Annotated in this window: 30 protein-coding genes; 21 read left to right on the top strand and 9 right to left on the bottom strand. The window is 44.7% G+C overall.

Translation table 11 applies throughout. The features are described from left to right. Positions 1-193 precede the first annotated feature (193 nt). Both AC3WJJ_RS16710 and AC3WJJ_RS16705 read right to left on the bottom strand, forming a co-directional pair. Positions 194-1948, bottom strand: coding sequence for an alpha-glycosidase (locus AC3WJJ_RS16710; protein WP_492542422.1), 1755 nt, complete (start codon positions 1946-1948; stop codon positions 194-196). 160 nt (positions 1949-2108) lie between these two features. Then, positions 2109-3755: a CoA-disulfide reductase gene (locus tag AC3WJJ_RS16705; RefSeq protein WP_492542420.1), complete on the bottom strand. Its 1647-nt coding sequence runs from the start codon at positions 3753-3755 to the stop codon at positions 2109-2111. A gap of 262 nt (positions 3756-4017) precedes the next feature. Here AC3WJJ_RS16705 and AC3WJJ_RS16700 point away from each other — a divergent pair, with 262 nt between their 5' ends. The 10 genes from AC3WJJ_RS16700 to AC3WJJ_RS16655 all read left to right on the top strand — a co-directional run bounded on the left by AC3WJJ_RS16700 (position 4018) and on the right by AC3WJJ_RS16655 (position 9972). Continuing rightward, positions 4018-4278, top strand: a complete 261-nt coding sequence (locus AC3WJJ_RS16700) for a metal-sensitive transcriptional regulator (protein WP_422661354.1) — start codon at positions 4018-4020, stop codon at positions 4276-4278. Positions 4279-4389: 111 nt separating this feature from the next. Further along, complete coding sequence (locus AC3WJJ_RS16695; protein WP_492543064.1) at positions 4390-4617, top strand: sulfurtransferase TusA family protein; 228 nt, start codon at positions 4390-4392, stop codon at positions 4615-4617. 67 nt (positions 4618-4684) lie between these two features. Continuing rightward, positions 4685-5170 carry a DsrE/DsrF/DrsH-like family protein gene (locus AC3WJJ_RS16690; RefSeq protein ID WP_422659558.1) on the top strand — a complete coding sequence of 162 codons (486 nt, stop codon included), beginning with the start codon at positions 4685-4687 and terminating at the stop codon, positions 5168-5170. A gap of 42 nt (positions 5171-5212) precedes the next feature. After that, positions 5213-5581: a rhodanese-like domain-containing protein gene (locus AC3WJJ_RS16685; RefSeq protein ID WP_492542418.1), complete on the top strand. Its 369-nt coding sequence runs from the start codon at positions 5213-5215 to the stop codon at positions 5579-5581. 21 nt (positions 5582-5602) lie between these two features. Beyond that, on the top strand, positions 5603-5899 hold the full coding sequence (locus AC3WJJ_RS16680; protein ID WP_492542416.1) for a rhodanese-like domain-containing protein: 297 nt from the start codon (positions 5603-5605) through the stop codon (positions 5897-5899). A gap of 109 nt (positions 5900-6008) precedes the next feature. Then, the gene (locus AC3WJJ_RS16675; RefSeq protein ID WP_492542414.1) at positions 6009-6581 is read left to right on the top strand and encodes a sulfurtransferase TusA family protein; all 573 of its coding nucleotides are present in this window, start codon (positions 6009-6011) and stop codon (positions 6579-6581) included. A gap of 76 nt (positions 6582-6657) precedes the next feature. Then, the gene (locus AC3WJJ_RS16670; RefSeq protein ID WP_492542412.1) at positions 6658-7785 is read left to right on the top strand and encodes an MBL fold metallo-hydrolase; all 1128 of its coding nucleotides are present in this window, start codon (positions 6658-6660) and stop codon (positions 7783-7785) included. A 34-nt stretch (positions 7786-7819) separates the two neighbouring features. Continuing rightward, positions 7820-8047, top strand: a complete 228-nt coding sequence (locus tag AC3WJJ_RS16665) for a sulfurtransferase TusA family protein (RefSeq protein WP_492542410.1) — start codon at positions 7820-7822, stop codon at positions 8045-8047. A gap of 81 nt (positions 8048-8128) precedes the next feature. Then, positions 8129-8905 carry a sulfite exporter TauE/SafE family protein gene (locus AC3WJJ_RS16660; protein ID WP_492543062.1) on the top strand — a complete coding sequence of 259 codons (777 nt, stop codon included), beginning with the start codon at positions 8129-8131 and terminating at the stop codon, positions 8903-8905. A gap of 50 nt (positions 8906-8955) precedes the next feature. Next, on the top strand, positions 8956-9972 hold the full coding sequence (locus AC3WJJ_RS16655; protein ID WP_492542409.1) for an NADP-dependent oxidoreductase: 1017 nt from the start codon (positions 8956-8958) through the stop codon (positions 9970-9972). A 97-nt stretch (positions 9973-10069) separates the two neighbouring features. Here the strand turns inward: AC3WJJ_RS16655 and AC3WJJ_RS16650 are convergent, their stop codons facing one another. Next, a complete protein-coding gene (locus tag AC3WJJ_RS16650; RefSeq protein WP_422659565.1) occupies positions 10070-10567 on the bottom strand; it encodes a CcdC family protein in 498 nt (165 codons plus the stop codon). Positions 10568-10711: 144 nt separating this feature from the next. Next, positions 10712-11422 (bottom strand): MBL fold metallo-hydrolase, encoded by a 711-nt coding sequence (locus AC3WJJ_RS16645; protein WP_492542406.1) that lies wholly within the window; start codon positions 11420-11422, stop codon positions 10712-10714. Positions 11423-12029: 607 nt separating this feature from the next. Here AC3WJJ_RS16645 and AC3WJJ_RS16640 point away from each other — a divergent pair. Both AC3WJJ_RS16640 and AC3WJJ_RS16635 read left to right on the top strand, forming a co-directional pair. Further along, positions 12030-12560, top strand: coding sequence for a sigma-70 family RNA polymerase sigma factor (locus AC3WJJ_RS16640; protein WP_492542404.1), 531 nt, complete (start codon positions 12030-12032; stop codon positions 12558-12560). Next, positions 12553-14277 carry a DUF4179 domain-containing protein gene (locus AC3WJJ_RS16635; protein ID WP_492542402.1) on the top strand — a complete coding sequence of 575 codons (1725 nt, stop codon included), beginning with the start codon at positions 12553-12555 and terminating at the stop codon, positions 14275-14277. Before AC3WJJ_RS16640 ends, AC3WJJ_RS16635 begins: the two co-directional genes overlap by 8 nt. 72 nt (positions 14278-14349) lie before the next feature. On the opposite strand, the gene AC3WJJ_RS16630 is transcribed toward AC3WJJ_RS16635, so the two are convergent. From AC3WJJ_RS16630 to AC3WJJ_RS16620, 3 genes are all read right to left on the bottom strand, one after another. Beyond that, the gene (locus AC3WJJ_RS16630; protein WP_492543061.1) at positions 14350-14754 is read right to left on the bottom strand and encodes a hypothetical protein; all 405 of its coding nucleotides are present in this window, start codon (positions 14752-14754) and stop codon (positions 14350-14352) included. Between the two features lie 85 nt (positions 14755-14839). Further along, complete coding sequence (locus AC3WJJ_RS16625; protein WP_492542400.1) at positions 14840-15466, bottom strand: helix-turn-helix transcriptional regulator; 627 nt, start codon at positions 15464-15466, stop codon at positions 14840-14842. Positions 15467-15696: 230 nt separating this feature from the next. After that, entirely contained in the window at positions 15697-16863 is a 1167-nt protein-coding gene (locus AC3WJJ_RS16620) for a copper amine oxidase N-terminal domain-containing protein (RefSeq protein ID WP_492542398.1), read from the bottom strand. A 255-nt stretch (positions 16864-17118) separates the two neighbouring features. Between AC3WJJ_RS16620 and AC3WJJ_RS16615 the strand changes: the two genes are divergently transcribed. Next, the gene (locus AC3WJJ_RS16615) at positions 17119-18162 is read left to right on the top strand and encodes a lactonase family protein (RefSeq protein WP_492543059.1); all 1044 of its coding nucleotides are present in this window, start codon (positions 17119-17121) and stop codon (positions 18160-18162) included. Between the two features lie 99 nt (positions 18163-18261). On the opposite strand, the gene AC3WJJ_RS16610 is transcribed toward AC3WJJ_RS16615, so the two are convergent. Continuing rightward, positions 18262-18924: a cell wall hydrolase gene (locus AC3WJJ_RS16610; RefSeq protein WP_492542396.1), complete on the bottom strand. Its 663-nt coding sequence runs from the start codon at positions 18922-18924 to the stop codon at positions 18262-18264. A 171-nt stretch (positions 18925-19095) separates the two neighbouring features. Here AC3WJJ_RS16610 and AC3WJJ_RS16605 point away from each other — a divergent pair, with 171 nt between their 5' ends. The 8 genes from AC3WJJ_RS16605 (at position 19096) to AC3WJJ_RS16570 (ending at position 25900) form a co-directional block, all read left to right on the top strand. Beyond that, on the top strand, positions 19096-19794 hold the full coding sequence (locus AC3WJJ_RS16605) for a response regulator transcription factor (protein WP_492542394.1): 699 nt from the start codon (positions 19096-19098) through the stop codon (positions 19792-19794). Between the two features lies 1 nt (position 19795). Beyond that, the gene (locus AC3WJJ_RS16600; RefSeq protein ID WP_492542392.1) at positions 19796-20734 is read left to right on the top strand and encodes a sensor histidine kinase; all 939 of its coding nucleotides are present in this window, start codon (positions 19796-19798) and stop codon (positions 20732-20734) included. Positions 20735-20837: 103 nt separating this feature from the next. Then, positions 20838-21761, top strand: a complete 924-nt coding sequence (locus AC3WJJ_RS16595; RefSeq protein WP_492542390.1) for an ABC transporter ATP-binding protein — start codon at positions 20838-20840, stop codon at positions 21759-21761. Further along, entirely contained in the window at positions 21754-22443 is a 690-nt protein-coding gene (locus tag AC3WJJ_RS16590; RefSeq protein ID WP_492542388.1) for an ABC transporter permease, read from the top strand. Before AC3WJJ_RS16595 ends, AC3WJJ_RS16590 begins: the two co-directional genes overlap by 8 nt. 224 nt (positions 22444-22667) lie before the next feature. After that, entirely contained in the window at positions 22668-23744 is a 1077-nt protein-coding gene (locus tag AC3WJJ_RS16585) for a sulfate ABC transporter substrate-binding protein (protein WP_492542386.1), read from the top strand. Positions 23745-23783: 39 nt separating this feature from the next. Beyond that, entirely contained in the window at positions 23784-24626 is an 843-nt protein-coding gene (gene cysT / locus AC3WJJ_RS16580; RefSeq protein ID WP_492542384.1) for a sulfate ABC transporter permease subunit CysT, read from the top strand. Between the two features lie 49 nt (positions 24627-24675). Continuing rightward, complete coding sequence (cysW, locus tag AC3WJJ_RS16575) at positions 24676-25518, top strand: sulfate ABC transporter permease subunit CysW (protein ID WP_492543057.1); 843 nt, start codon at positions 24676-24678, stop codon at positions 25516-25518. Between the two features lie 148 nt (positions 25519-25666). Continuing rightward, entirely contained in the window at positions 25667-25900 is a 234-nt protein-coding gene (locus AC3WJJ_RS16570) for a YezD family protein (RefSeq protein WP_422659578.1), read from the top strand. A 69-nt stretch (positions 25901-25969) separates the two neighbouring features. Here the strand turns inward: AC3WJJ_RS16570 and AC3WJJ_RS16565 are convergent, their stop codons facing one another. After that, the gene (locus tag AC3WJJ_RS16565) at positions 25970-26488 is read right to left on the bottom strand and encodes a DUF4188 domain-containing protein (RefSeq protein WP_492542382.1); all 519 of its coding nucleotides are present in this window, start codon (positions 26486-26488) and stop codon (positions 25970-25972) included. Positions 26489-26495 lie beyond the last annotated feature (7 nt).

Here is a 26495-nt window from a genome sequence, read left to right as displayed (position 1 = left end):
ATTAACTTGAATCATGCTACATGATCTCATTAAACAAGGGCTATTCCACGCTGCACGCGTCGAATGGCCCTTGTTTAACGGAGTAAATTAAAATGCTTTATATATTGAATATGTAATGCTCTAAATTATTCATAGGGTCTGATTATTCATACCGTAATAGATGTACTCATTAGTTCCATCAGGCTTACGCTACTTACGATAGAGAAGCCTTGAGCACGGTGAATCCGTAAGCCGGTAGCTTCACGGTCAGCTGGCCTTTATGAGATTGAATGGATTCACCATCGTTCCAGAGATTCATCCACTTCTGGTCATGGACAGGAATGATGACAGACTGGGTGAATTTATCGTTGTTGATAATCACCAAGATGGATTCATGATTATCCTCACGCAGATAAGCGAGCTTTCCTCCCTGGTTCTCAGCTATAAGGAATTGGAACGTACCTGTGCGCAGAACGGTATGATCTTTCCGCAGTTTGATCAGCTTCTGGTAGAAAGAGAATAGGTCCTTATCCTGCTTGTTCTCATCCCATTGCATACATTTGCGGCACCCTGGGTCTGGTCCACCATCCATACCGATCTCGTCTCCGTAATAGATACATGGTGTACCGAAGTATGTGAACTGAAATAGGGCAGCAAGCTTCATCAGACGCTTATCGCCATGTGCGAGTGTAAGGAGGCGAGCTGTGTCATGACTATCCAGCAGGTTAAAGGCAACTTCACTGGCTTGATGGGGATAACCGGCTAGTTGCTTGCCTAGCATGAAGGAGAATTTCTCAGCATCAACCGTGCGTTTAACGAAGAAATCAAGGACGGCATAGGTGAATGGATAGTTCATAACGGCATCGAATTGGTCGCCTTCTAGCCAGATGGAAGACTCATGCCACACCTCACCTAGAATATAAGCATCCGGGTTGGCTTTCTTCACGACCTTACGGAATTCTCGCCAGAATTCATGTCCCACTTCGTTCGCTACATCGAGACGCCAGCCGTCGATTCCGGTTTCTTTGATCCAATACTCGGCTGATCTTAGTAAGTATTCTTTCACTTCAGGATGATGCGTGTTCAGCTTCGGCATCAGCGGCTCGAATGAGAAGGTGTCATAAGTCGGGATACCGTCCACAACTTCCAGAGGTAGGGAGCGGATATAGAACCAATCTTTGAATCGGGACTGAGCGCCATTTTTTTGTACATCGACAAAAGGAGCGAAGGTTCTTCCTGAGTGGTTGAATACCGCATCCATGAGGACGCGTATTCCGCGTTCATGGCATAGCTTGACGAGTTTTTTGAGCGTATCTTTATCACCGAATTGTGGATCGATCTGCATATAATCCTCGGTATCGTACTTATGATTGGTCGTTGCAGTGAATAAAGGGGTGAAATAGATGGCATTGATGCCGAGCTCCGTCAGATAATCCAGATGATCTATGACGCCTTGAAGATCTCCGCCGAAGAAGTTGGTGGGTGTTGGGTCGGCACTTCCCCAGGGGAGGGCGCCATCTGGGTCATTACTTGGATCACCATTGGCGAAGCGCTCAGGGAAAATCTGATAAAAGACTGCGTCCTTTACCCAATCTGGTGTTGTAAACACATCTGCTGGATTGATGAATGGAAATTCAAATAGCCGATCGGGGTTTGCAGGAGGTTTGCTCAGAAAATCATATTCTGTCATCCAGCGCTTCTCCTGACCCTGCTGCAATAGGAATCCATATTTAAGTCTGCGGTAGGGCGGCTTCACTTCACACGTAAAGTAATCAAATAGCTCATCAGAGGCCAGCTTTGACATTGGTATATATTCGATGGTTTGGTCCCATAAATATTTATCACCTGTTAAAGCGTATACCTCGGTCAGGTCATTTTTTTTCGCACGAATTCGAAGATGGATCGTCTGGTTGTCAAAAGCATAAGACCAGTTTTTCCCTGGACGATGATAGATTGCTTCTAGGAACATAAAGAAGTCCTCCTTAGAAAAATAAAAAAGATACACCCAGGACTAAGTATAGCCGAGGATGTACCTTTTAAAAGATAACATTGCCTTTAAATTGTAAATTTAATGAAAATATATCATGACTTATTGTAAGACACAAGCGATGAATCCCCTGTGATTCGTGTTAGCGTTGAACGAAAGCGTATGTCTTCCAGCCCCCATCTAGATTCTTCACTTGGAATCCGTTCTCAGCAAGGATTCGGGAAGCGAGATAACCCCGAAGTCCAACTTGACAGCTAACATAGAGGGTCTCATCTTTTGGAAGCTCATGCATACGGTCCCGTAGATCGTTCAGGGGAATATTGATGGAGCCCTGGATGAATCCAGCGTTCCTCTCAGCAGGTTCACGAACATCAATCAGTGTAGCACCAGCTTTCACCAGATCATCGATTTCATGCCATTGGACCGTGTCAACCTGCCCATCCATAATATTGGACGCTACATATCCAGCGTAATTGACCGGATCTTTGGCCGAAGAGTAAGGTGGAGCGTACGAAAGTTCAATCTCCGTTAAGTCCTGTACATCTAGATTTCCCTTTATCGCCGTCGCAATAATATCCATTCGCTTGTCCACACCATCTTTACCCACAGCTTGCGCTCCATAAATTTGTCCATTGTCCGGATTGAACAATAGTTTCAGAGCAATAGGATACGCCCCAGGGTAATATCCGGCGTGGGAAGCGGGATGAATATGAATCGCCTGATAAGGCAGACCGAGCTGCTTGAGCTTCTTCTCGTTGCTGCCGGTAGCCGCCACGGTTAAATCAAATACCTTAGCAATCGAAGTTCCGAGCGTTCCTTTGTAAGGTACGTTCTTCCCGTAAATATGGTCAGCTACCAAGCGGCCCTGGCGGTTTGCTGGTCCAGCTAGTGGAATCATCGCAGGGCTCTGGTGTATATAATCCATAGTCTGAACGGCATCTCCGATTGCATATATGCTCTCATCACTGGTCTGCATATATTCATTAACGATAATTCCTCCGCGTTCACCAATATCTAGCCCTGCGTCTACAGCAAGTCCATTCTCAGGTCGGACACCGATGGATAGGATGATCATGTCAGTAGATACCTTCTTACCACTGGATAGCTCGATTGTTTTTCCTTGGTTGGAGAGAGCTTTGACACCATCTTCAAGAATCAGAGTAACTCCTTTTTCCTTCAGATGAGTATGAACGATAGATGCCATTTCATAATCGAGAGGCGCCATTACTTGATTGGCCATTTCAATAAGGGTGACCTTAACTCCACGATCCGCCAAATTCTCGGCCATTTCGAGTCCTATAAATCCACCACCGACCACAACCGCTTCGGCAGGTTTACGCTGGTCTATATATTGCTTAATCTGATCGGTATCTGGAATATTGCGTAAAGTGAAGACGTCCTTGGCTTCATCCAGACCTGGAATATTCGGAACAATGGGCTTAGCTCCAGGAGATAAAATAAGTTGATCGTAACTCTCTGTATAGACTTCTCCAGTAGATAAGTTTTTAATCGAGACGGTTTTGTCTTCGCGATGAATAGATATCACTTCACTGAGATTACGGATATCCAGCTTAAATCGTTTGCCCATTCCTTCAACGGTCTGTACCATTAGCTTGCTGCGATCTTGAATTGTTTCTCCAATATAGTAAGGAAGACCGCAGTTGGCAAACGAAATATATTCACCACGCTCAACCAATACAATGGTTGAGGTTTCATCTAATCGACGTAATCTTGCGGCGGCCGAAGCTCCACCTGCAACTCCGCCCACAATAACAATTTTCTTACTCATGATGTATCCCTCCAACGTTTTATTTAATACCCTTGGGGGTATAATAACATATGCACGACTAAAAAAATGTGACAAATATTTGATTGCATATATACGCTTCATATTATAATAGCTGTCGTTCGAATCGAGGAAGGATTTGAACAAGCGACATAATATAGACTTGACTAAATACCCTAAGGGGTATATATTATGGACAGGTGATATATAATTGCAATAAAGGGTATGACAATATATAAGCGGAAGGATAGGAGGAACAAACATGATGGATTACAATGATCAGATGAAGAACCGTGTTAAGCGTATTGAAGGACAGCTTCGTGGTATTTTGAAGATGATGGAAGAGCAGAAGGATTGTAAGGAAGTGATCACCCAGCTATCCGCAGCACGAACTGCCATTGATCGGACGATTGGGGTTGTTGTCAGCTCAAACCTTGTAGAATGTGTACGTACTGCAGAAGAGAACGGCCATAATACGGAAGAACTTGTGCTTGAAGCGGTGAACCTGTTAGTGAAGAGCCGTTAGTCTTTGGAAGGGTTGACACCCCTTTCTGTATCCTTTAATATACCCGTATGGGTATATAGATAAAAGTGACTAACCATATTGATATTTAATTTGAGGAGGAATTATAAGATGATGAACGCCGATAAAGTACTTGATGCTAAGGGATTAGCTTGTCCTATGCCGATCGTGAAGACGAAGAAGGAAATGAAAGATATGGAGGCAGGTCAGGTATTGGAAATTCACAGCACGGATCAAGGTGCGAAGAACGATCTGGCAGCTTGGGCGAAATCAAGTGGCAACGAACTTGTCGAGCATACGGAAGACAATGGTGTGCTGAAGTTCTGGATTAAGAAGGGATAATATATTTTTTTACACTATAATATACCCCTCGGGGTAATTAGGGATATAATAAGGAGGATATAAATACGTGTCTGATACGAAAAAAACAACAATTGTGCTGTTTAGTGGTGACTACGATAAAGCTATGGCGGCTTACATTATCGCTAATGGTGCAGCGGCATACGATCATGAGGTCACTATTTTTCATACATTCTGGGGACTGAACGCCCTTCGTAAAGATGAAGATGTCATGGTTCCGGTGAAGAAGGGATTCATGGAGAAGATGTTCGGTAAGATGATGCCAAGAGGCGCTGATAAAATGGGTCTTTCGAATATGAACTTTGCTGGTATGGGGCCTAAAATGATTAAAGATGTGATGAAGAAGCATAACGCCGTTCCTCTTCCACAATTAATTGAAATGGCTCAAGAGCAAGACATAAAGCTGGTGGCATGTACGATGACGATGGATTTGCTTGGACTTCAAAAAGAGGAATTGCTGGATAGCATTGAGTATGCGGGTGTTGCAGCTTATCTAGCGGATGCCCAAGATGGCAATGTAAACTTGTTTATCTAATGAACAGAGGGCAAAGCCCTGTGTAAGGAGAGGGATTCGAACTTGGATTATCTCAATATGATTTTAATCGCGCTTATCGTATTATTTTTACTAAAACGCATCCTCCCAGCCAAAGGAATCCGTCAGATCAGTACGTCTGAGCTGCGTCATGAATTACAAGATCATCATAAGCAGTTCATTGATGTGCGTACACCGGGTGAATATGCCGGCAACCATATCCGCGGGTTCAAAAACATTCCGCTTCAGCAGCTATCCCAGAAGACGGGAGAACTGTCTAAAGACCGCGAGGTTGTTGTCATTTGTCAGAGCGGAATGCGCAGCAACAATGCAAGCAAACTGCTGAAGAAAGCAGGATTTGAGAGAGTGACGAATGTTAGAGGCGGCATGAGCGCCTGGTCATCAAAATCATAGATTAATGGAGGTACTAGGATCATGAAAGAGATCACACCGAAGGAAGTAGAACAACGGCTAAATGAAGGTAAAAGTCTGGATATCATTGATGTGCGTGAAACCGAAGAGGTAGAAGCAGGTAAGATCCCAGGTGCGATTAACATTCCACTTGGACTCGTAGAATTCCGTAAGCAGGATTTGGATAAGTCTAAGGAATATATTATGGTATGTCGTTCTGGTGGAAGAAGTGGTCGTGCTACAGAATATTTAGAGAGCCAAGGCTATAATGTCATTAACATGGCCGGTGGTATGTTGGCATGGGAAGGTAAGACTGAGTAGTAACAGATGTAGTAACAATTAGAAAAACAGCTTGATCGGTGCGTTCAGCACCATTTTTTTCGAAAAATAATATACCCCCGGTGGTATAAAAACAGGAGGTACTTATCATATGAATTCGATTCAATCGAACGTTATGTTGGACGCCAAGGGATTAGCTTGCCCGATGCCCATCGTAAGAACCAAGAAAGCAATGAAGGATATGGATGCAGGTCAGGTTCTAGAAGTACAAGCAACGGATAGAGGCTCAAAAGCAGACATGAAGGCATGGGCAGAAAGTGCAGGTCATCAATATCTTGGTACGGTTGAAGAAGGAGATGTGCTGAAACATTATTTGCGCAAGTCCTCTGATGAAGCAAAAGAGACGCATTCCTTTCCTCACGTGGCAGATAACGCACAGTTAGAGCAGAAGCTTCAGTCGGGAGAGCACGTGGTTGTGCTAGACGTCCGTGAACCTGCGGAATACGCCTTTACGCATATCCCAATTGCGATTTCGATTCCATTAGGTGAGCTGGAAAGCCGTCTCGGGGAACTGAACCAACAAGACGAAATTTATGTGGTATGCCGAACTGGAACGCGGAGTGATCTGGCTGCTCAGAAGCTGGCATCTAATGGATTTGACCGCATCTTTAACGTTGTGCCCGGCATGAGTCGTTGGAGCGGCCCCGTAGTCGATATGAATTAACGATAGAACGATGACCCTTAAGCAGTGAACCCATGAAATGAAATAATATCGAGCAAACATTAAGGAGGAATATATAATGGCAGTCATTGAAATGCAAGCGAAAGAAGTTGCGGAGAAGGCAATCTCTAAAGAGAAGATGTTCATTCTGGACGTTCGGAATACAACGGATTTTGAAGATTGGAAAATCGAAGGTACCAATTTCGAATATTTGAACATCCCCTATTTTGATCTGATTGATGGCGTGGAAGAGATTTTGGATCAGATTCCGGCGAATCAAGAGGTACTGGTTGTATGTGCTAAGGAAGGATCATCTATTATGGTGGCTGAGATGCTATCTGAGCAAGGACGTACCGTGGGGTATCTGAAGGGCGGTATGAAGGCTTGGAGTGAGCACCTTGTTCCCGTCAAGGTCGGTGATCTGAAGGATGGCGGTGAGTTGTATCAGTTCGTACGGATCGGTAAAGGATGCCTTTCCTACATGGCTGTTTCCAATGGAGAAGCGGCGGTATTTGATGCAACACGTATGACAGACACTTATATTGACTTTGCCAAAAGTGTAAATGCTGAGATCAAGCATGTGTTTGATACACATCTACATGCGGACCATATATCCGGAGGACGCTCAATTGCAGAGAAGACAAATGCAACTTACTGGCTTCCACCAAAAGATGCTGGAGAAGTGGTATTCAAGTATCAGCCGTTAGAGGATGGAGACGAAGTGATGATTGGAAGCACTAAGATCAGCATTGAGGCACTATACTCTCCGGGGCACACGATCGGCTCGACTTCATTTGTTATCGACGACCATTATCTACTGACAGGTGATATTTTGTTTATCGATTCGATCGGTAGACCCGATTTGGCTGGACTGGCTGATGACTGGGTTGGGGATTTGCGTGAAACGCTTTATTCCCGTTATAAAGATCTCTCGAATGAACTGCTTGTCCTACCAGCTCACTTTATGATCATGGAAGAGCTGAATGACGATGGTACCGTGGCGAAGAAACTGGGTGAGCTGTATGCATCCAATCATGGACTTAACATTGCCGATGAGGAAGAATTCCGTAACATGGTTACGAAGAACCTTCCGCCGCAGCCGAACGCTTATCAGGAAATTCGTCAAACGAACATGGGAAAAATCAATCCGGACGATGAGAAACAACGTGAAATGGAAATTGGACCGAACCGCTGTGCGGTTCGATAACAGACAAACATAAAATAGAGGAGGATTTATGAATATGGAATCTGCAAAAGTATTAGACGCTACAGGTCTAGCATGCCCAATGCCGATTGTTAGAACAAAAAAGGCCATGGTGGAGCTTGAGTCAGGTCAAGTGCTTGAGATTCATACAACGGATATTGGATTCAAGAACGATCTTTCTTCTTGGGCCGCAGCCGGTGGACATGATCTTGTGAAGCATGATACAGAGGGCAGCATACTGAAATTTTGGGTTAAAAAAGGCTGATATTTAAGGGAACCGAAGCGGTTCCCTTTTCTAAACTGAAAAATTGAAATTCTTATGTAGAAGGAGGTTGAAAAGATGGATATGAGCTTTGCATATATAATTACCATCTTCTTAATTGGATTTATTGGCTCTTATATTTCTGGGATGGTTGGTATCGGAGGTTCTATCATTAAATATCCGATGCTGCTCTATATCCCACCGCTATTTGGACTGGCGGCATTTTCCGCACATGAGGTGTCAGGTATAAGTGCCGTTCAGGTATTATTTGCAACGATCGGCGGCGTGTGGGCATATCGAAAAGGTGGATATCTGAATAAGACGCTTATCATCTATATGGGGGCTGCTATTTTGATCGGTAGCTTTATTGGAGGATTCGGCTCCAAGTCGATGAGTGAGGATGGTATTAATATCATCTATGGTATTCTGGCTTTGACTGCTGCCATCATGATGTTCATTCCGAAAAAAGGTGTGGACGACATTCCCATGGATCAAGTCAAATTTAATAAGTGGCTCGCAGCCGCACTAGCCTTAATCGTTGGGATCGGTGCAGGTATCGTAGGTGCAGCTGGAGCGTTTCTGCTTGTGCCAATCATGCTAGTCGTGCTAAAAATTCCGACGAGAATGACCATTGCGTCCTCACTTGCTATCACATTTATATCTTCAATCGGTTCTACGGTTGGGAAGGTTACGACGGGTCAGGTCGATTATTTCCCAGCATTGATTATGGTTATCGCCAGCCTCATTGCATCGCCGCTTGGCGCTTCCGCGGGTAAAAAGATGAATACCAAGGTACTGCAGATTATATTGGCGGTGTTGATTTTGGCGACGGCGATCAAGATATGGCTCGATATTTTGTAAGGGGCAAGAATGGTTAATAGTATAGAAGTACTTGAAGGAGGTTAACCATCATGTCCATCAATGAAAAGATTCTATTAGCTAACCGACCGCAAGGTATGCCAGATCAAAGTACTTTTTCGATGCAGGAGGAGCCTTTACCTGTACCACAAGCTGGGGAGGCCCTTGTCCGCACGTTGTATCTATCCGTTGATCCTTATATTAGAGGAAGACTAAGTGAGACGAAGAGCTATGCTGAGCCTTACCAAGTTGGCGAAGTTATCAAGAGTGGTGCCATAGGACAGGTTATGGAATCGACAGATCCGAAGTATCAACCCGGAGATATTGTGGTTGGGACCTGGGGATGGCAGCGTTATGCAGCAGTCGATACATCTACGCTTCGATCTGTTGATCCGGGGATGGCTCCAATAACAACAGCACTTGGCGTTCTTGGTATGACTGGACTAACTGCCTATTTCGGACTGCTTGATATTGGTCAGCCGAAGGAAGGTGAGACCGTTGTGGTGTCTGGTGCAGCAGGTGCTGTCGGAATGGTTGTGGGGCAGATTGCTAAACTTAAAGGGGCTAGAGTCGTAGGGATAGCGGGTTCGGATGAGAAGAACACGTATCTGAAGGAACAACTCGGATTTGATGCGACAGTTAATTATCGTACCGAACGGGATCTGAAGACAGCACTTGAGAAGGTATGCCCGAATGGGGTGGATGTGTACTTCGATAATGTGGGCGGAGAAGTATCCGATGCGGTATTATTACGGATTAACAAGAATGCCCGAATTCCAATCTGCGGTCAGATTGCGTTATATAATCTGGAGAAGCCGGATCAAAGTCCACGGATTCAGAGTCTACTGCTTACGAATACGGCTTTAATGAAGGGGTTCCTTGTTGGTGACTATTCAAAGGGATTTCCAACAGCTATGGCTGATTTGGCGCAGTGGGTATCTGAAGGCAAGATTCAATATGCCGAGAATATAGTAGAGGGCTTTGAGCATACCATCGAAGCCTTTCTAGGGTTGTTTGCTGGAGATAATCTGGGGAAACAACTTGTGCATGTGAGTGATGTAACGAAATAGAATGCGTTAATAGCATGTTTATATAAAAAGAAAGCCGCCCACGACCGTGGACGGCTTTTTTTTGCCGCGCGAATTACAAGGAAAAAACTCAGTAATCTTACGTTACACTACCCGGTGCAGGATACGTAATCTCCTTGTATTGGCGGTACATTGCCAGGCGCCAATGGGTGATCATACCGTATGCAAGGAGGAAGAACAGCGCTGCTGTCTGAGGAATGGAGATGAACTCCTCGATATATCCATGAAGAAGTAGACGCACAGCCAACAGTCCGAGCAGAATATACACAAAGCTACGAGAGCGTTTGATGAAGACTTGGTCATCTCTTTTCTCGAATTTGGTACCACGAATTAATGGATACGAGAAGATGAACCATCCAACTAGAAATGAAAGGAGTCCCCATAAGATAGGAATTCGCACATCAGGCTCGATAAACATCAGAAATCCAGTGGTCATACCGAGCGGTGGGATAATGATTTTCTTAACAGTGACAGGACGATTGCTTGCTTTCATACGAATGAAGATAACCGCTAGCGCCATGACCAACATACCGATCGTGGTGCCTATTTGAAGAATTGGGGAATTCAGATCAACCACAATTCAAGACCTCTTTCCATTATAAATGTCACATACCTATGTATAGATGATTATAGCACATAACATGAAGGGAAGAGGAGAGTGCTTATCTTCAATGCATAGACTTTTTTGGAGGCTTGACGTTGATATATGGGTGAGCTGGATCTAACCACTGAATGCAGCTTCCGCTTGCATGATGGCTTTATTCATCGCCTGGGAAGGATTCTTTATCATGGAGCCGTGTCCACACCCAAGTAGGGAGGGCTTAAGCGCGGCAAGTTTTTTTGCACTCTGCAGGGCACTCTCCTTATGCCATGTGGCCATAGCAGGGAAGGGGAATAGCAGCCGGATCACACCGGATACAGCGAGTCCTGCACGGGTCTGCCAAGCATCCCCAGCGATAAGAACACCGCTTCGCGTATCGAGGTAAGACATATGGCCTGGTGTGTGGCCCGGTGTAAAGATAGCCTGAAGGGAACCAATCATATCTCCATCTTCAAGTAAACGGCCGGGACGAGTTGAAATACCTTTCGGTATGCTACCACGGATGGGCGTCTTTGGTTCACCAGCTTCAAGTGTATTATTGCCAGTGAGCAAAATGGAGTCTCGACGCGAGATGATCACTTCAGCTTCGGGAATCGATTGTTTTAGGCTGTCGAGGGAGCCGACATGATCTTCGTGAGCATGTGTAAGCAATATCCGTTTGATAGGCTTACCCGCAGAGGCGGCCGCTTCCAAAATCCCTTTTTTACAAAATGACATACCGGTATCAATTAAAGTAAACCCGTCGTTCTCTTCTACAAGATAGACATTGATCGGAAATAACCGCGGTAGAAATGCTAACTGTGTTACTTTATCTTCAATCGTAATTTTCATTCAAATCCCCACTCCCAGAACTAAGATTATTAAAAATATAACTAATGTCATTAGTTTTAACAAGAGTCGTTTTTAGTTTTTTTGTTTTGAAATTAGAATAAAAAATGTTTAAAAAGCAGAAATATTAATATATTTACCAAATTTTGAGTGCAATTTTGTTATGTTTGAGTTACCATAAAGTCATGGATACGGAAAAAAATGTAGATTTATGAACCAACGACACAGAAGAAAGTGAGGCTGTGCTAATGGATCTGTACAAGCGTATTGTTATATTCTTGCTTATGTATACCGTTTCTTTATACTTACTATTCATAGCGAGTCAGCATACACCTTATCTGCTTCCCGTCATATGGTTTGCGGCCTTGATCTTGCTTGTATGCGGCGTTTGTTATATCTTTCATCATTATGTATTTCGTCCTAGGAGAAAGAGAAGTCGATAATTGTAAATGATATATTGGAAATTCTACTGTCCACATGGGGACAGTTTTTTTGTGTTTATCCCTTCGTGGATATCGATTTATAAAATAATAAAACGTTATGCTATTGAAGTCAGTCTAATGTTACAGATCGAAATAATAAGGGGTAGTAGCAAGGGGGAAAGCTCGACATGGAAGATCGAGAGCTGGCACAAGCCGCCTGTAGAGGGGATGAAGCCGCATTTCATGCCTTAATTACAAGGCAGAGGAGACGGTTGTACGGCATAGCTTATAGTTATTTGCATAATGAGAATGATGCGCTTGAGGCTGTTCAGGAGACCGTGTGCCGGGCGTGGAGTAAATGTGGGCGACTCCGGAATCCGGAGTTGTTCGTTACCTGGATCATTCGAATATTAATCAACTGCTGTGTCGATGAGCAGAAGCGAAAGAAGCGTGTTATTCCTTATGAGGAGATCCAACAGAGACATGCGAAAACCGGCGAGATGGTGAATGACAGCAAGTTAGACTTAGAGCGAGCCTTGAATCGGATGAAACCTAAATATCGACATGTACTAATTCTGAAATACTATCAGGATATGACGGTAGCGGAAATTGCCAAGGTGCTTGAATGTCCGGAAGGAACCGTGAAGACAAGACTCTATCAGGGATTAAAGCTGCTGAGGCAAAAAATCGAGCCAGGGGGTGCAGCAATCCATGTATGAAAAAGAAGAACAAATGCTGAAAAGTTACTTTCAAGATGCTGAGGCGTGTCACCCGGATGTGTCAGATGAGAAACTAGAAGCCGCAGTTCAGGAAGGGATTCGTAGAGGGAAACAGCTCAAGCGATCCCGCATCCGGTACAAGGGGGTGAGCCTTCTTGCGGGTGCTTTAGTCGCAGTCTTCCTGCTGATGTGGGGCGGATCACTACAGCAGACGGGTCAAGTCGAACAAATGGCTGCAGGGCCGTATCCGTCGTTACAAGGGCATAGCTTTGAAGAAGATAAGATATTGAACACCGCTAATACACAAGGGCTGATTCAGCCCGTTGGAAAGTCTGTAAGCCAGGGAGATTACACGGTAACAGTGGATGGTGTCTTAATTGGATCACATCAGTTACGGGTGTTCTACACGTTAGAGAATCACTCAGACAAGAAAGTAATTGTAAGGAACACCACTCTTGAAGATACAGATGGATTGTTTCCGATTTCTTATAGTTCAAGCACGCAAGGAGGCAATGAATTTGACCCAGGGATACATCGTCTTCAAGTCGATTTCTCATTTAGTAAGGAAGAACAGTTAAAGATGTTTATGAATCTTATTTTTACTGTAGCCCCAGCTTCTGCGAATGCTCGTTATGGGCATGAGGCAGAGGGAGAAGAGAAGCTGAAAGTGAGAATAACGCTGGATCTCGATACCTATCAGAATTATATTCGGACGGTACCTTTAGATGAGGTCTTTGAGATTGAAGGACAGAAGATGAAGCTGCAAAAGGTTGTATTTTCTCCGACAGGTATTGTCCTAAAGACGAGAATTGACCCCGAGAATACAATGAAAGTATCCGGTCTGTGGGAAGGCTATTTAGATTCAGTGACGGACGGGAAGTCCACAAAGTTAATGAGCCCCTTGAGCATGGGCCCAGATGAGAACGGAGAACAAACCTACTTCTTTGAGGGTACCATATTAGAAGCGCCGTATTCACTCACTTTAAAGGCTAGTGGTCTTCATGCCGTCGATCCTGCCAAGCTGAAAGTGGTGGTGGATACCAATCAGGGGGTTGTGCTCAGCGCTCCGGATGACAATCTAAAGTTCGGCTCATTTACGAAAGAAAAAGGAGTGCATACCTTAACGCTTGATTTTGACGAGACCAGTGAACGATATTTCGGTAGTGTAAATGTTTCTGATACATTTATCGACGGGGATGGGAAGAAGCATGAGCTTAGTGAGTCGGCAGAGGGAGTCCGATCTACGAGTACGTCAACGGAGAACGGAGGGCGTAAATCAACCGAGTATCTGTACCTGAAACCAGAGGATTATCCTCAGCCGCTCACGTTTACACTTAGCAGCTACCCAGGTGTTATTGAGAAGAACATTGAGGTGCCTATTATCGTTCAAGGACAGGATGTTAAGTACTGGAGGTCAGCTGTCTTAGACGAAATTCCGAAGCCGGAAGGTGCCAAGGAAGCAGGAGTTGTCGCATCCGGTAATCCGAATATTCGAATGGGCCTTCAATATGATCTTAAGAATATTGGAGGCGAACAGGGGCTTTATACACCTACAGCATATTTTCAGCAAGTAGAAGCTGACGGATGGGTGGAGATGGAAGACAAGCGAATGGGTCATGTTCATTTTTTTGAGAAAGATGATGCCGTTGTAGCTATTGAAGTCCGTCAGGATGATATTGTTATCTATGAAATGGAAGAGGGGAAGAATTCTCTCTAACCATAACGAAAAGGAACGATCCTTAATAAGGACCGTTCCTTTTTCTCGTTGTTATCTTGACCGAAGCGAACGTTATTTTCGAAATTCCGTAGGAGAGCTCCCTTGCGGGCCTTTGGCATCGAGTAGCTCGATGATGGCTTTCGGAACACCGTTCAGAAGTAGCCACTGACGTAGCGTTTCAATGGCGCGGATATGTCCGTGACCTTCGTCTTTCCAGGTGAGGAGTTCAACGACTTTGATGATAAGGGCCATTAATTCCGTGTTGTCTTGTTCTGTTTTCTCAGCACGAACCTTCTGGTAGACGGCTTCCTTTTCCCAATCAATTAAAATTTCCTCTCCGATGGTTGGTTTCATGAGTGTGTATCCGTAATCGCAGCTTGGACAGCGAATGCTCTTAAGTTGCTCTTCTTCAAACGTTACTTCAATATTCTCTTGGCATTGATGACAAGGGAATTTGACTTGGATGACCGAATTCATGTCTATCACAGGATTGCCTCCTTGAAAGTGCAAGTTAGTAGGTATTTAATTCTTACCCATAACTTGATCAAGGGACCCATGTTTCTTATTCCGTAATTACATAAACACAACGACAACCTCCACTTGCGAGGCATTCGGTTCGTTCAACCTTCGCTTGAAGCAGAGATGAGAATAGCTCCAGTTCACAACTGCAAGCCTTGTTATATCGATTGGCAATTTGGGAGATGGGGCAGTTATGTTCTTTAATCACATATTTGCCTTCTTCGGTTTGTTCACACTCCGCCATGTACCCATTGTCATTCTGAATATCTGTCAGGGTTTGTACCCGGTCAGCTAACGGTTTGCCTGCAACTCCCGATTCATAGCGTTGCAGTAACTTGTCACGCCTGCGCTCAAACAGACGAGCAACCATACCTTCGCCGGCTTCTTCTGCTAGTTCATCTAGCAGATCCAGTGTTAGCGTGGAATACTTGTTCGGAAACAGCGATTCTGCATGTGGTGAAAGACGGTACAGGGCTAGTGGTCGACCCATCGGTTGACGAATCAGCTCGGTTTCAATGACGCCTTCTTTCTCAAGACTACCCAGATGGCGTCGAACAGCCATTTCAGTGACGAGAAGTGCAGATGCGATCGATTTGGTGCTGAGTGGTCCTTTCGTCTTTAGCATATGAAGAATAGTATCCCGGGTGGACAGATCCTGTGTGTGTTCCATCTTGATCACCACCTGATTATATTGATGAGAAGTTCCTTATGAGAATTATTATCGCTTATCCGTGGGGACCTGTCTACCCGAGAGGAGATGTATATATCCGGCTGAAGATGCAATTCGTGAAGATGATATCTGTCTATGGGAAAAAATATGTCTGGGGTTGCTTCTGAAATGACAACACCCCGTCCTTCACGGTATGCCTTGAAGGACGGGGTGTAAGAGATGGCTAGAGATTACTCGGTAACATCGAGTACATCGTAAATGAGCCATTGATTATTTTTCTTTTGTAACCAGTACAGGTTGGATGAATGATAGCTATCACCATCAAAATGATTGGTTTCTTCCACAGAAATGATGGCATCGTTATCTTGGAAGTAGACGATGCGAGAAGAATCTGCATTTAACTTGAAATCTATTTCATCGAGCAAACCTGCATCAATAAGTGCTTCCATAACTTCGAAATAAGGAGAGTTAGGAAAGAGCGCTGAATAGAAAAGCTCGATATTCTTGTCATTCAGCCCTTTATAATGGGTATCCATCGTATTCATGAGTAACTCTTTTGTGGTCTCAGGTACTTCCGGTTTGGCTTCGAGAAGACCATCTGAAATGTGGTACTCTAGGTCAAACATATCATTGTCATATTCTTTCCATTTGCCAGAAGCGTCTTTTTTCAGGATCACATCGAGATATACGGTAAAGTCCCACATGAATGGTCCACCTGTGCGCTGGTAGTTCTTCTCAACTGTAGCGTGTACAGATGATCCTGCAACCATAACGTCATAGACGGACGCGGAAACCTTGTGTTGGTAAGCGGCTTGTTCTTTATAGTTGTTCTCATAATCCTTATATGATGGTGATTTCGGATGAATAGCTGTCATCGCTTGTTTATAATCGCCTTTTGTCTCCGCGGCAGCCTGATCTTTATAAAGCTTCTTCACTTCAAGGCCGATTTGGTTCGTGATTGTCTTGCGATCGATCTTAATGGTGCGAGCTTTGGCATCCCATTTAACAGGGAGTCCTGTAGACTCTGCCACGAAGCGAAGGGGTACAAGTGTGTTTCCGGACTGTGTATAAGGGGCAATCGCCAGCTTTATTTTCTGTCCGTTTACATAAGCGATGGTTGATCCAAGCTTCATTTGTAGCTTTTGGTCAGCGAAGGTACCGGTAACCTGTTTTGTTGTGTTATTCCAGTTGACGGTATACCCAAGGGCCTGGAACAAAGGGCGGAACTGAACGAAAGTAACACCGTTCTTAATAACGGGTGCTGCTTGAAATTTGATTTCTTTACCGTCTAAGAATACACGGATTTGGGCTGGTGCTTTCGCAGGAGCCGCTTGAACGGCACTGGTGAATACGAACAGCATAGCGAATACTAGTAGTCCAATTCTTCTCTTTATCATAACTGCTAACTCCTTCATGTTGAGTAAAATAGAGGTATTAAGTCCAGCGGTAATCATACCTGACAAACCAAAGACCAGCAATACCTTTCGAAACATGTAAATATTGGATTATAATAGGGTTCGTCATAGAAACGATATTTTTGTGAAATAAACGCAGGAGGGGGTCAATGGAAGGCTGTGCGGGTTAATACAAAGTAATGAAAGCAATCACTGTTATCTTTTTTATAAAATAAAGGAGTGTGGCCGATTGTGACGATGCAATATTTCTATATAGGAACCTATGGTTCCGCTGATAGCAAAGGAATATATTTGGGTGCCTTAAATCCAGAAAACGGTGAGCTGAAACTTCTGGATGGAACTGCGGGAATTGAGAATGCGACCTATTTGGATTTTGATGAGCTTCATGGGGTATTGTACGCTGTCAGTGAGGCAGGGGCTAGTGAAGTGGTTGCGTATAGTGCAGATCCAGAGACAAGTAAATTAACTGAGGTCAGCCGCACATCGACAGATTCTTCAGGAACCTGCCACGTATCTCGCTCGCGAGATGGTAAGCATTTGTTCACGACGGGATACAGTGATGCACGTATTACCGTGCTTTCGCTTGAAAATGATGGTGCCGTGGGAGAGATTACTTCTATTATCCAGCACAGTGGACGAGGCCTAATTGATGATCGTCAGTCTGAGGCGCATCCACACTCTATCTTCCAAGATCCACAACATAAATATGTAATCGTTAGTGATCTGGGGATGGACGAGGTTATTCTGTATCGCCTTGAGGACGGTAAGCTTGTCACCCATAGGGAGATCACTCTGCCACCGGGGGCTGGTCCACGTATGATTGCATTCCATCCGTCAGGGCAATGGGTGTACGGGGTGAATGAGCTGAATAGCACAGTGACGGTCTATGCTTATGATGCAACATTTGGAGACTTAAAGATGCTTCAGCATATTTCCACTCTTCCGGACGATGTGGTTATGGATAATAACACAGGATCTCATCTTCTGGTGACGCCGTGCGGACGTTTCCTGTATGCATCCAACCGTGGTCACGACAGCATTGTTCAGTATGAGATTGATACGGATACAGGAATGCTGCGTGCTGTGAATTGGGTTTCTTCCGGGGGAAAAACACCGCGCCACTTTAATCTACTTCCGGGTGGTTATCTGGTAACTTCCAATCAAGATAATGGCCTCATTGCAAGTTATAAGATCGATAAGAATACAGGCCATCTGGACGCAACCGGATATACAATCGAAGTTCCGCATCCAGTATGTATTTGTCCAGTAGAGAAGGCGTAATTGCCTGTAAAGAAAAAAGAAAAGAACCAGGCCGCTCAAGGGTTGATCATCCTTGGGCGGCCTGGTTTTTGTGGTTTAAAGACTTTTTCATCAAAATAATTACCTAGCAAATATATGATTCCCGATCTTTACCGTACGGGGGCGTGACAACATCCATTTACTGGATGTGATTTTCGGATTAAAGTAGTAGAGAGCTTTCTTGGACGGATCGACACCACGAACGGCATCGAGAGCCGCTTTATAAGCGGTCTGACTCGGTTTCAGGTTAAATTGTCCGTCCGTTACTACGGTGAACGCGTTCTTCTGATAGATAACGCCCTTCATCGTATTCGGAAACTGACTGGATTTGAATCGGTTCATAAGGACCGCGCCAATAGCTACCTGTCCTTGATAACTTTCTCCACGGGCTTCACCGTAAATAACTTTAGACATCATATCGACTTCATATTTACTCATTGAAACTTTCTTGAGGGCTCTCCATGTGGCAAGACTAGTCTTGCCATCGGGATACATCCCATTTTTCTTCTGATAAGCGATAACTGCCGATTTCGTACCCGGTCCATAATGTCCATCGATCGTACCACTGTACAATTTAAGCGTCCGTAGACGATATTGAAGGTCCCATACATCTTTATTGGAATCACCGTATTTGACGGCTTTCTGAGCCTCAGCTGTGTGAGACATGCCCATAGTTGTGTTCACTAGCAAGAGAACAATAAGGATCGAAAGTACTTTCCATTTTTGTTGTGCGATTGTAATCATCTCCTTCCGGTAGAATTATAAGGATGGAGGAAGTATGGTACAACCGCCACAAACTGGTAATCCGCCGCAGGCCGCACGGTGTTTGGGACCGCGCCGATTCAATTTTTCTTCGAGGTAAGCACACTTGCATAGTGGAATCAACTGTAATTATACATAGGAGGTAAATGCTGTATGAATGCTACTATACTGCTTGTTGAAGATGATCTTTCCATTGGAGAGATGGTTGTGAGTTACTTAACTGGTGAGGGTTTCAAGCTTATACATGCACATGATGGGGAAGAAGCGCTGAAGATGTTCAGCAGACAGACATACGATTTGATTCTGCTGGATCTTATGCTTCCGAAGTTAAATGGTATGGACTTCCTGCGTCAGATCAGAGCGAAGAGTCATGTCCCTATTCTTATTCTGTCCGCAAAGGGTGGAGAGGCAGACAAGGCAATTGGACTTGGGTTCGGAGCAGATGATTACATCGCAAAGCCGTTTTCGATGATCGAACTTTCAGCAAGGGTGAAAGCCGCGATTAGGCGTGCTACACACTATGTAGATCCATTTCCGCAGTCCGAGTCTCGTGTGATTATAGTGAACGAGTTATCCATGAACATGGATAATCTTACGGTGAGCAAGAAGGGCGTAGAGATTAAATTGACTGCGAAGGAACTGCAGATTTTACAGCTTTTTTTGACGCATCCGAACAAGGTATTCACGAAACAGCAAATATTCAATTCGGTATGGAATGACGATTATTACGGTGATGAAAATGTCATTAATGTTCATATGAGCCGGCTGCGAGAGAAGATTGAAGATCAACCTTCTGCACCTCAATATATTAAAACATTGTGGGGAATTGGCTACAGGCTGGGGGAATTCTAACATGGGCCCCACACTACTGCTCCTGGGTATGATCGTAATCCTCGGGTCTCTGAATGTATACCAGTACATAGCCCGAAAGAATACAGCAACTCATCTGGAATATATCACCGCGAAGCTGGAGACCGTGATGAATTCCAACCGAGAAGAACAAGTGCTGCTCGTAACACAGGATTCGGATATGCGTGAACTGCTAAATACGATCAATCGGCTACTTGAACTGAAGCGCCAGTATGCGTTGGAGTTTACCCGGGCTGAACTTGCGATGCGCAGAATGCTGGCCAATATTTCACATGACTTAAAAACACCTCTTACGGTAGTCCTTGGTTACATAGAGATGATAGCCAGTCATCCGAATATGGACCCTGAGCAGCAGAAGCATTTACTTCAAAAGGTTCACGCTAAAGCTGTAGAAATTGTGGATCTAATCAACCGTTTCTTTGATCTGGCTAAGCTGGAATCGGGTGACCAAAATATCCCGCTGACGAGAGTGGATATGAATGAGGTGTGTCGCCACAGCATTCTAATGTTTTATGATCTGCTGGAGTCGAGCGGACTTATAGCAGCTATTGATATTCCAGATCATCAGATCTATGCCAGAGCCAATGAGGAGGCGCTAGGCCGGGTGTTTGACAATCTTCTCTCCAATGCAGTTCGCTATGGAGGGGATGGGGATAAGATCGGCATGACCCTACGCTGTGATGAGAACGATGTATACGTGGATGTATGGGATCAGGGCAAGGGGATTAGTGAGCGGGATCAGCGGCTTGTTTTTGAACGAATGTACACGCTTGAGGATTCGAGAAATCAATCGTTTCAAGGCAGCGGACTTGGGCTGACGATAACCAAAAGACTTGTGGAACAGATGGACGGAGAGATTATTGTGCGGAGCAAACCATTTAAATCGACCATATTTACCATAAAACTGTCCAGACTAGCTTGAACAGATACATACTTAAGAGATTCGTAAGAATTGCGCAATAAATATGATAAAGCTTATAGCTAGAATGTAGTTAAGAAGCAAGTAATGAGGAGGAGCGTAAGCTATGAGTTATATCGTTAGCACTCGGCATGTCACGAAAGTGTTCAAGGGTAAAGAGGTTGTATCTGATGTCAGCATGAACATTCCTGAAGGGCAAATCTATGGGTTTCTTGGACCGAACGGCGCGGGTAAAACAACTTTTATGAAAATGCTGCTTAATCTGGTGAAGCCGACAAGTGGTGAAATTGAGTTGTTCGGAGAACGTCTGACTCCCTCCTCGGTTGAATTATTTAAGCGGATTGGCAGCATTATTGAATATCCAATTTTCTATGATAAATTAACGGCGAAGGACAATCTAGAGCTGCACTGTGAATACATGGGGCTATATAATCCCAAAGCAATTAGCGATGCACTGGAGTTGGTGAAGCTTACTTCAGTCGATGGTAAGGCAGTTGGAGAGTTCTCGCTTGGTATGAAGCAAAGACTCGGTATGGCAAGAGCAATCGTGACAAAACCCGAACTGCTCATTCTAGATGAACCCATTAATGGCCTTGATCCAGCAGGAATTAAGGATTTCAGAGATTTGTTTCAAATGCTCAGCCAGGAATATCGCATGACTTTATTTATCTCCAGCCATCTACTTAGTGAAATTGAACAGGTCGCTGATACGATCGGCATCATTCAGAATGGTATTCTAAAAGAGGAAGTTTCGATGAATGACCTCAAGAATCGTAGTTCAGATTATATCGAAATTGTTACCCCGGACTGCCGGAAAGCTGTATTTATCCTTGAAAATAATCTGAAGATTAAGAACTTTAAGGTGATCGGGGATCACACCATTCGGATTTACCAAGCTGGTATTTCGCAGCCGGAGATATCCAAGGCACTCATTCTGAATGATATAGCAATTGAGTCTATTCACCAAAAACGTACGTCGCTTGAAGAATATTTTATCGATCAGACGGGTGGAGGGGAAAAATATGCTTAAGTTGATGAAGTTAGAACTGAAAAAGCACAAGATGGGATGGTACTTGAGGGGCGCATTGATCGCAAATCTTTGTGTCATCGTGATTACGACGATTCTTCCGTATATTGATCAGGAGCTTGAATCGGCTTTTAGTTCATTTGATGAAGTGTTTACGGCGATGAGCATATTGGTAAGAGTGATATTTGTTATTTTCGCTGCGGTTCTGATCGGTAAACTCATTATTAACGAGTACAATAATAAGACGATTTCAGTTCTGTTTACGTATCCGGTGCCACGAAAGAAGTTGATTACGGCTAAAATTTTGCTGATCATGGGGATTACTCTTTTTACGCTTCTGATATCAAATATCTTGGTCATTTTCGCCTTTCTTGTTCTGAACTCCATGCTTCATATATTACCAGGCGCTCCTTCGAAGGATCTGCTCCTTCACCAAGGATTTGATATATTGATTCAAGGATTGTCTGCAGTCGGAATCAGTATGGTGCCTTTGTATTTCGGGATGCGTAAAAAATCAGTCTCCACCACAATTGTATCTGCGATCATTCTCATCTCGCTCATAAGTTCCAATAATGGAGATTTCTCCATCAGTTCTTTTATCGCGGTTCCAATCACAATCGGATTGATTGGATTGTTTATTGCTTATATGTCCTTTAGAAATGTGGAGCATGTGGATGTTGGATAATTTTATAAAAAACGTTTGACAGGTTGCTATGAAGTCATTACAATAACCTATAACATACTAAACAGGTAGGAATTATAAAGATTGTTCTCACCGTATGAACGGAGGAACACCCGAAAGATGAAGCAGATACGGCTCAGGGGCCGATTTGACCTCATTCTCCGGGTTTCCTCCGTTCTTTTTTTGTATTCCATGTTTAGTAAAGAAGAGTAGGGGAGTGATTCCATATGAAAAATGTATTGAAACGAGGAGTCTTGATCGGTTTAGCGGTAATGATGACGGCGGCCTTGGCAGCTTGCGGAACAGACAAAACAGACACTCCCGCATCCGCAAAAGATAACGAGAAGACAGACGGCACGGAACCTAAAAGTATCGAACTCTTAAATGTATCCTATGATCCGACACGAGAATTGTACGAGAACTATAATAAAGCATTTGCAGCATATTGGGAGAAGGAGAAGGGACAAAAGGTTACATTCCAGCAGTCCCATGGCGGGTCCGGTAAACAAAGTCGCTCGGTCATCGACGGCTTGGAAGCTGATGTGGTCACATTAGCGCTTGGATACGATATTGATGCGATCCGTCAAGCGGGGTTAATTGAGCAGGGCTGGGAAAGCAAATTCGAGCACAATAGTGCACCGTACACTTCGACCATTGTATTTCTGGTACGCAAAGGTAACCCGAAAGGTATTAAGGATTGGCCGGATCTAATTAAGGAGGGCGTGGAAGTAATTACACCGAATCCGAAAACATCCGGAGGCGCTCGTTGGAATTATCTTGCCGCTTGGGGATACGCATTAAAGGCCAATAACAATGATGAAGCGAAAGCTGAAGCTTTTGTGAAAGAGTTATTTACGCATGTACCTGTACTGGATAGTGGAGCCCGCGGAGCAACAACAACTTTCGTGGAGCGTCAGATTGGTGATGTGCTGCTAGCTTGGGAGAATGAAGCGTACTTGTCGATCAACGAGCTCGGTCCAGATAAATTTGAGATTGTGAATCCCTCGGTAAGCATTCTGGCAGAACCCCCGGTAGCTGTGGTGGATAAGATTGCTGATAAGCACGGTACACGTGAGGTGGCTGAAGCCTATCTGAAATATTTGTACAGTGAAGAAGGGCAGGAGATTGCCGCGGAGAATTACTATCGTCCTACGCTCGCAAAGGTAAAGGATAAATTCAAAGATCAGTTCCCTGCGATTGAACTGTTTACACTGAAGGATATATTCGGAACTTGGGAAGAGACGCAAGCGAAACATTTTAACGATGGGGGCATTTTCGATAAGATTTACGTGCCCGGCAGCTGATCAGCCAAGCAGGCTGAAGGCAGGAAAGGATGAGGAATGATGGCTTTACTACGTACCCGGAGCAAAGGACAGCGTCAAGTGCTACCCGGTTTTGGAATTGGGATGGGATTCACTGTGTTCTATATGAGTCTAGTCGTGCTCGTCCCTCTCTCGGCGCTACTTCTTAACCATACGGGGCTTACCTGGAGCAAGTTCTGGGACATTGCGACTGATCCGCGTGTGCTCGCTTCCTATAGGGTTAGCTTAGGGACCGCCGCACTAGCCGCATTGATCGATACCTTCCTTGGCTTGCTGCTGGCTTGGGTGCTCGTCAGGTATGAGTTCCCCGGCAAGCAGCTCTGGGATGCCCTCATTGATCTTCCGTTTGCGCTTCCGACTGCCGTTGCAGGAGTGGCACTAACTGCGATCTATTCAGCGAATGGTTGGATCGGGTCCTTATTAGAGCCAATTGGTATCAAGGTGGCCTTCACACCACTTGGCATTACACTCGCCCTGATGTTCATTGGTATTCCGTTTGTCGTAAGGACGGTTCAGCCTGTGCTGCAGGATGCAGAGCGGGATGCAGAAGAAGCAGCGGCAACGCTCGGGGCAGGACGATGGCGAACGTTCCGTATAGTAATCTTTCCCGCACTGGTTCCACCACTGTTAACTGGATTTGCACTAGCATTTGCACGTGGTATTGGAGAATATGGTTCCGTTGTATTCATCTCCGGCAATATGCCCATGAAGACTGAGATCGCCCCACTGCTCATTATGTCGAAGCTCGAACAGTTTGATTATGCTGGAGCAACGGCTGTTGCGCTATTACTGCTACTTATCTCTTTCCTGATGTTACTGGGGATTAATCTACTGCAACACTGGACGCGGAAGACCACTCGTTAAACAGGAGACGAAGGAGGAATCTAAGATGACAGCAACCATACCGCAGGGGATGGGAGGAATACGTGGTGGAGCTTCTTCTTCTCCAGCGACAGCAGAAAAACCTTGGTTAAAATGGACGCTAATCAGTGTTGCAGGGATAGTGATGTTATGGCTGATTGTGTTGCCACTCTTGGTTGTACTTACTGAAGCACTGAAGAAAGGGGTGGATGTTTATATCGCGGCTTTGTCCGATCCTGACGCTCTCTCAGCGCTGCGCCTTACGCTGCTCGTGGCTGCGATTACCGTTCCGCTAAATACCTTATTCGGTGTTATTGCAGCTTGGAGTATGACAAAATTCAGCTTTCGGGGAAAAGGTCTGCTCATTACACTTATCGATCTGCCCTTTGCTGTTTCTCCAGTGATTGGTGGGTTGGTCTTCGTTCTGGTCTTTGGCCGGCAAGGATGGCTTGGCCCCTGGCTTGCTGATCATGATATTAAGATTATATTTGCACTGCCTGGTATTGTATTAGCGACTCTATTTATCACCTTTCCTTTCGTTGCGAAAGAATTGATCCCACTAATGGAAGAACAGGGGACGAAAGAGGAAGAAGCGGCAGTTACCCTTGGTGCGGGAGGCTGGCAAATATTTTGGAGAGTCACACTTCCGAATATTAAATGGGGCCTGTTGTACGGTGTGATCTTATGTAACGCAAGAGCGATGGGAGAGTTCGGTGCTGTCTCGGTTGTATCCGGACATATCAGGGGACAGACGAATACACTGCCGCTGCATGTTGAGATTCTGTACAATGAGTATCAATTCTCAGCCTCTTTTGCCGTAGCTTCGCTCTTGTTGCTTCTGGCTCTGATTACATTGCTACTCAAAAATTGGTTTACACGAAAAAGTGCCCATTGACAGCTGTTTCCAGACCATGCTAAGTTTAATTCATACTAATTGGGTTGGAAAACAATGTTATTTAAAAAGACCGACTGTTTTCGGATGGAACGTCTAATTATAAGCATTTATATCAAGGGCATAGCCCCCGGTAAAGGAGGCGGTATCCATGGCGAAACCTTTAAAAGTAGATGAGGAGTGGCTGGAACGCATTGCAAGCCTACTAGACGACATGGAGTTCGGTTCACTGCATATCGTAGTGCATGAGGGACAAATCGTCCAGATGGAACGGACGGAGCGCAAGCGATTTGGAAATACATCCTCTGGCGCCGTGCCGTTAGAGAAGCCCGGTCATCGTACAACCAGACAATCAACGCCCTCACCTCGTTCGGGGATAAAGTAGTACAGAACATGTTAAAAGGACTTCCAGAGCTTATCCTCTGGAAGTCCTTTTAACATAATGAGCTATTATTCATCCACGCTGTGCTGGATTAGATGGTGTAGGTACTGCTGGGGAATTGTCCCGACCAAGCCTGCGACTTGCTGTTTCTTTTCTTCCGGTTGCTGGAACATGACGCCCTGCCTTAGCGAGTCCGTAAATGGGCATATTGTTGTAGACCGATTCATGCTGTCCTTGCTGCACGAGATACGTTTCATGATAAATACCAACAGAGCCGTCCGTTCCGATGCTGCGATTGAAGTTTCTCCAAGCTTTCAGGTGCTTGTCTCCATGTCTTGCGTAGTGTTCCAATTCCTCAAAGGATCTCCAATATTGAATGAGGCTTGCCCCGCGCCACGATAAATGCACACTTCCGTTAAGAAAACCAAGATCTCGGTTCATGTACAGTTCACGAATCATGGGGCCCATAGCAAGAAAGACAGGAAGCCATTTATGAATAGCCCATACACGGTTCACTCGCATTCCAATAATAAACACAACAAATGATTCGTCCATCTCTGCTGTATAACGGCCAGGCACGACTTTACCCAAATCTATT

This window comes from Paenibacillus sp. FW507-14B1B, from assembly GCF_058781425.1.
This window is presented reverse-complemented; position numbering and strand designations above follow the sequence as displayed.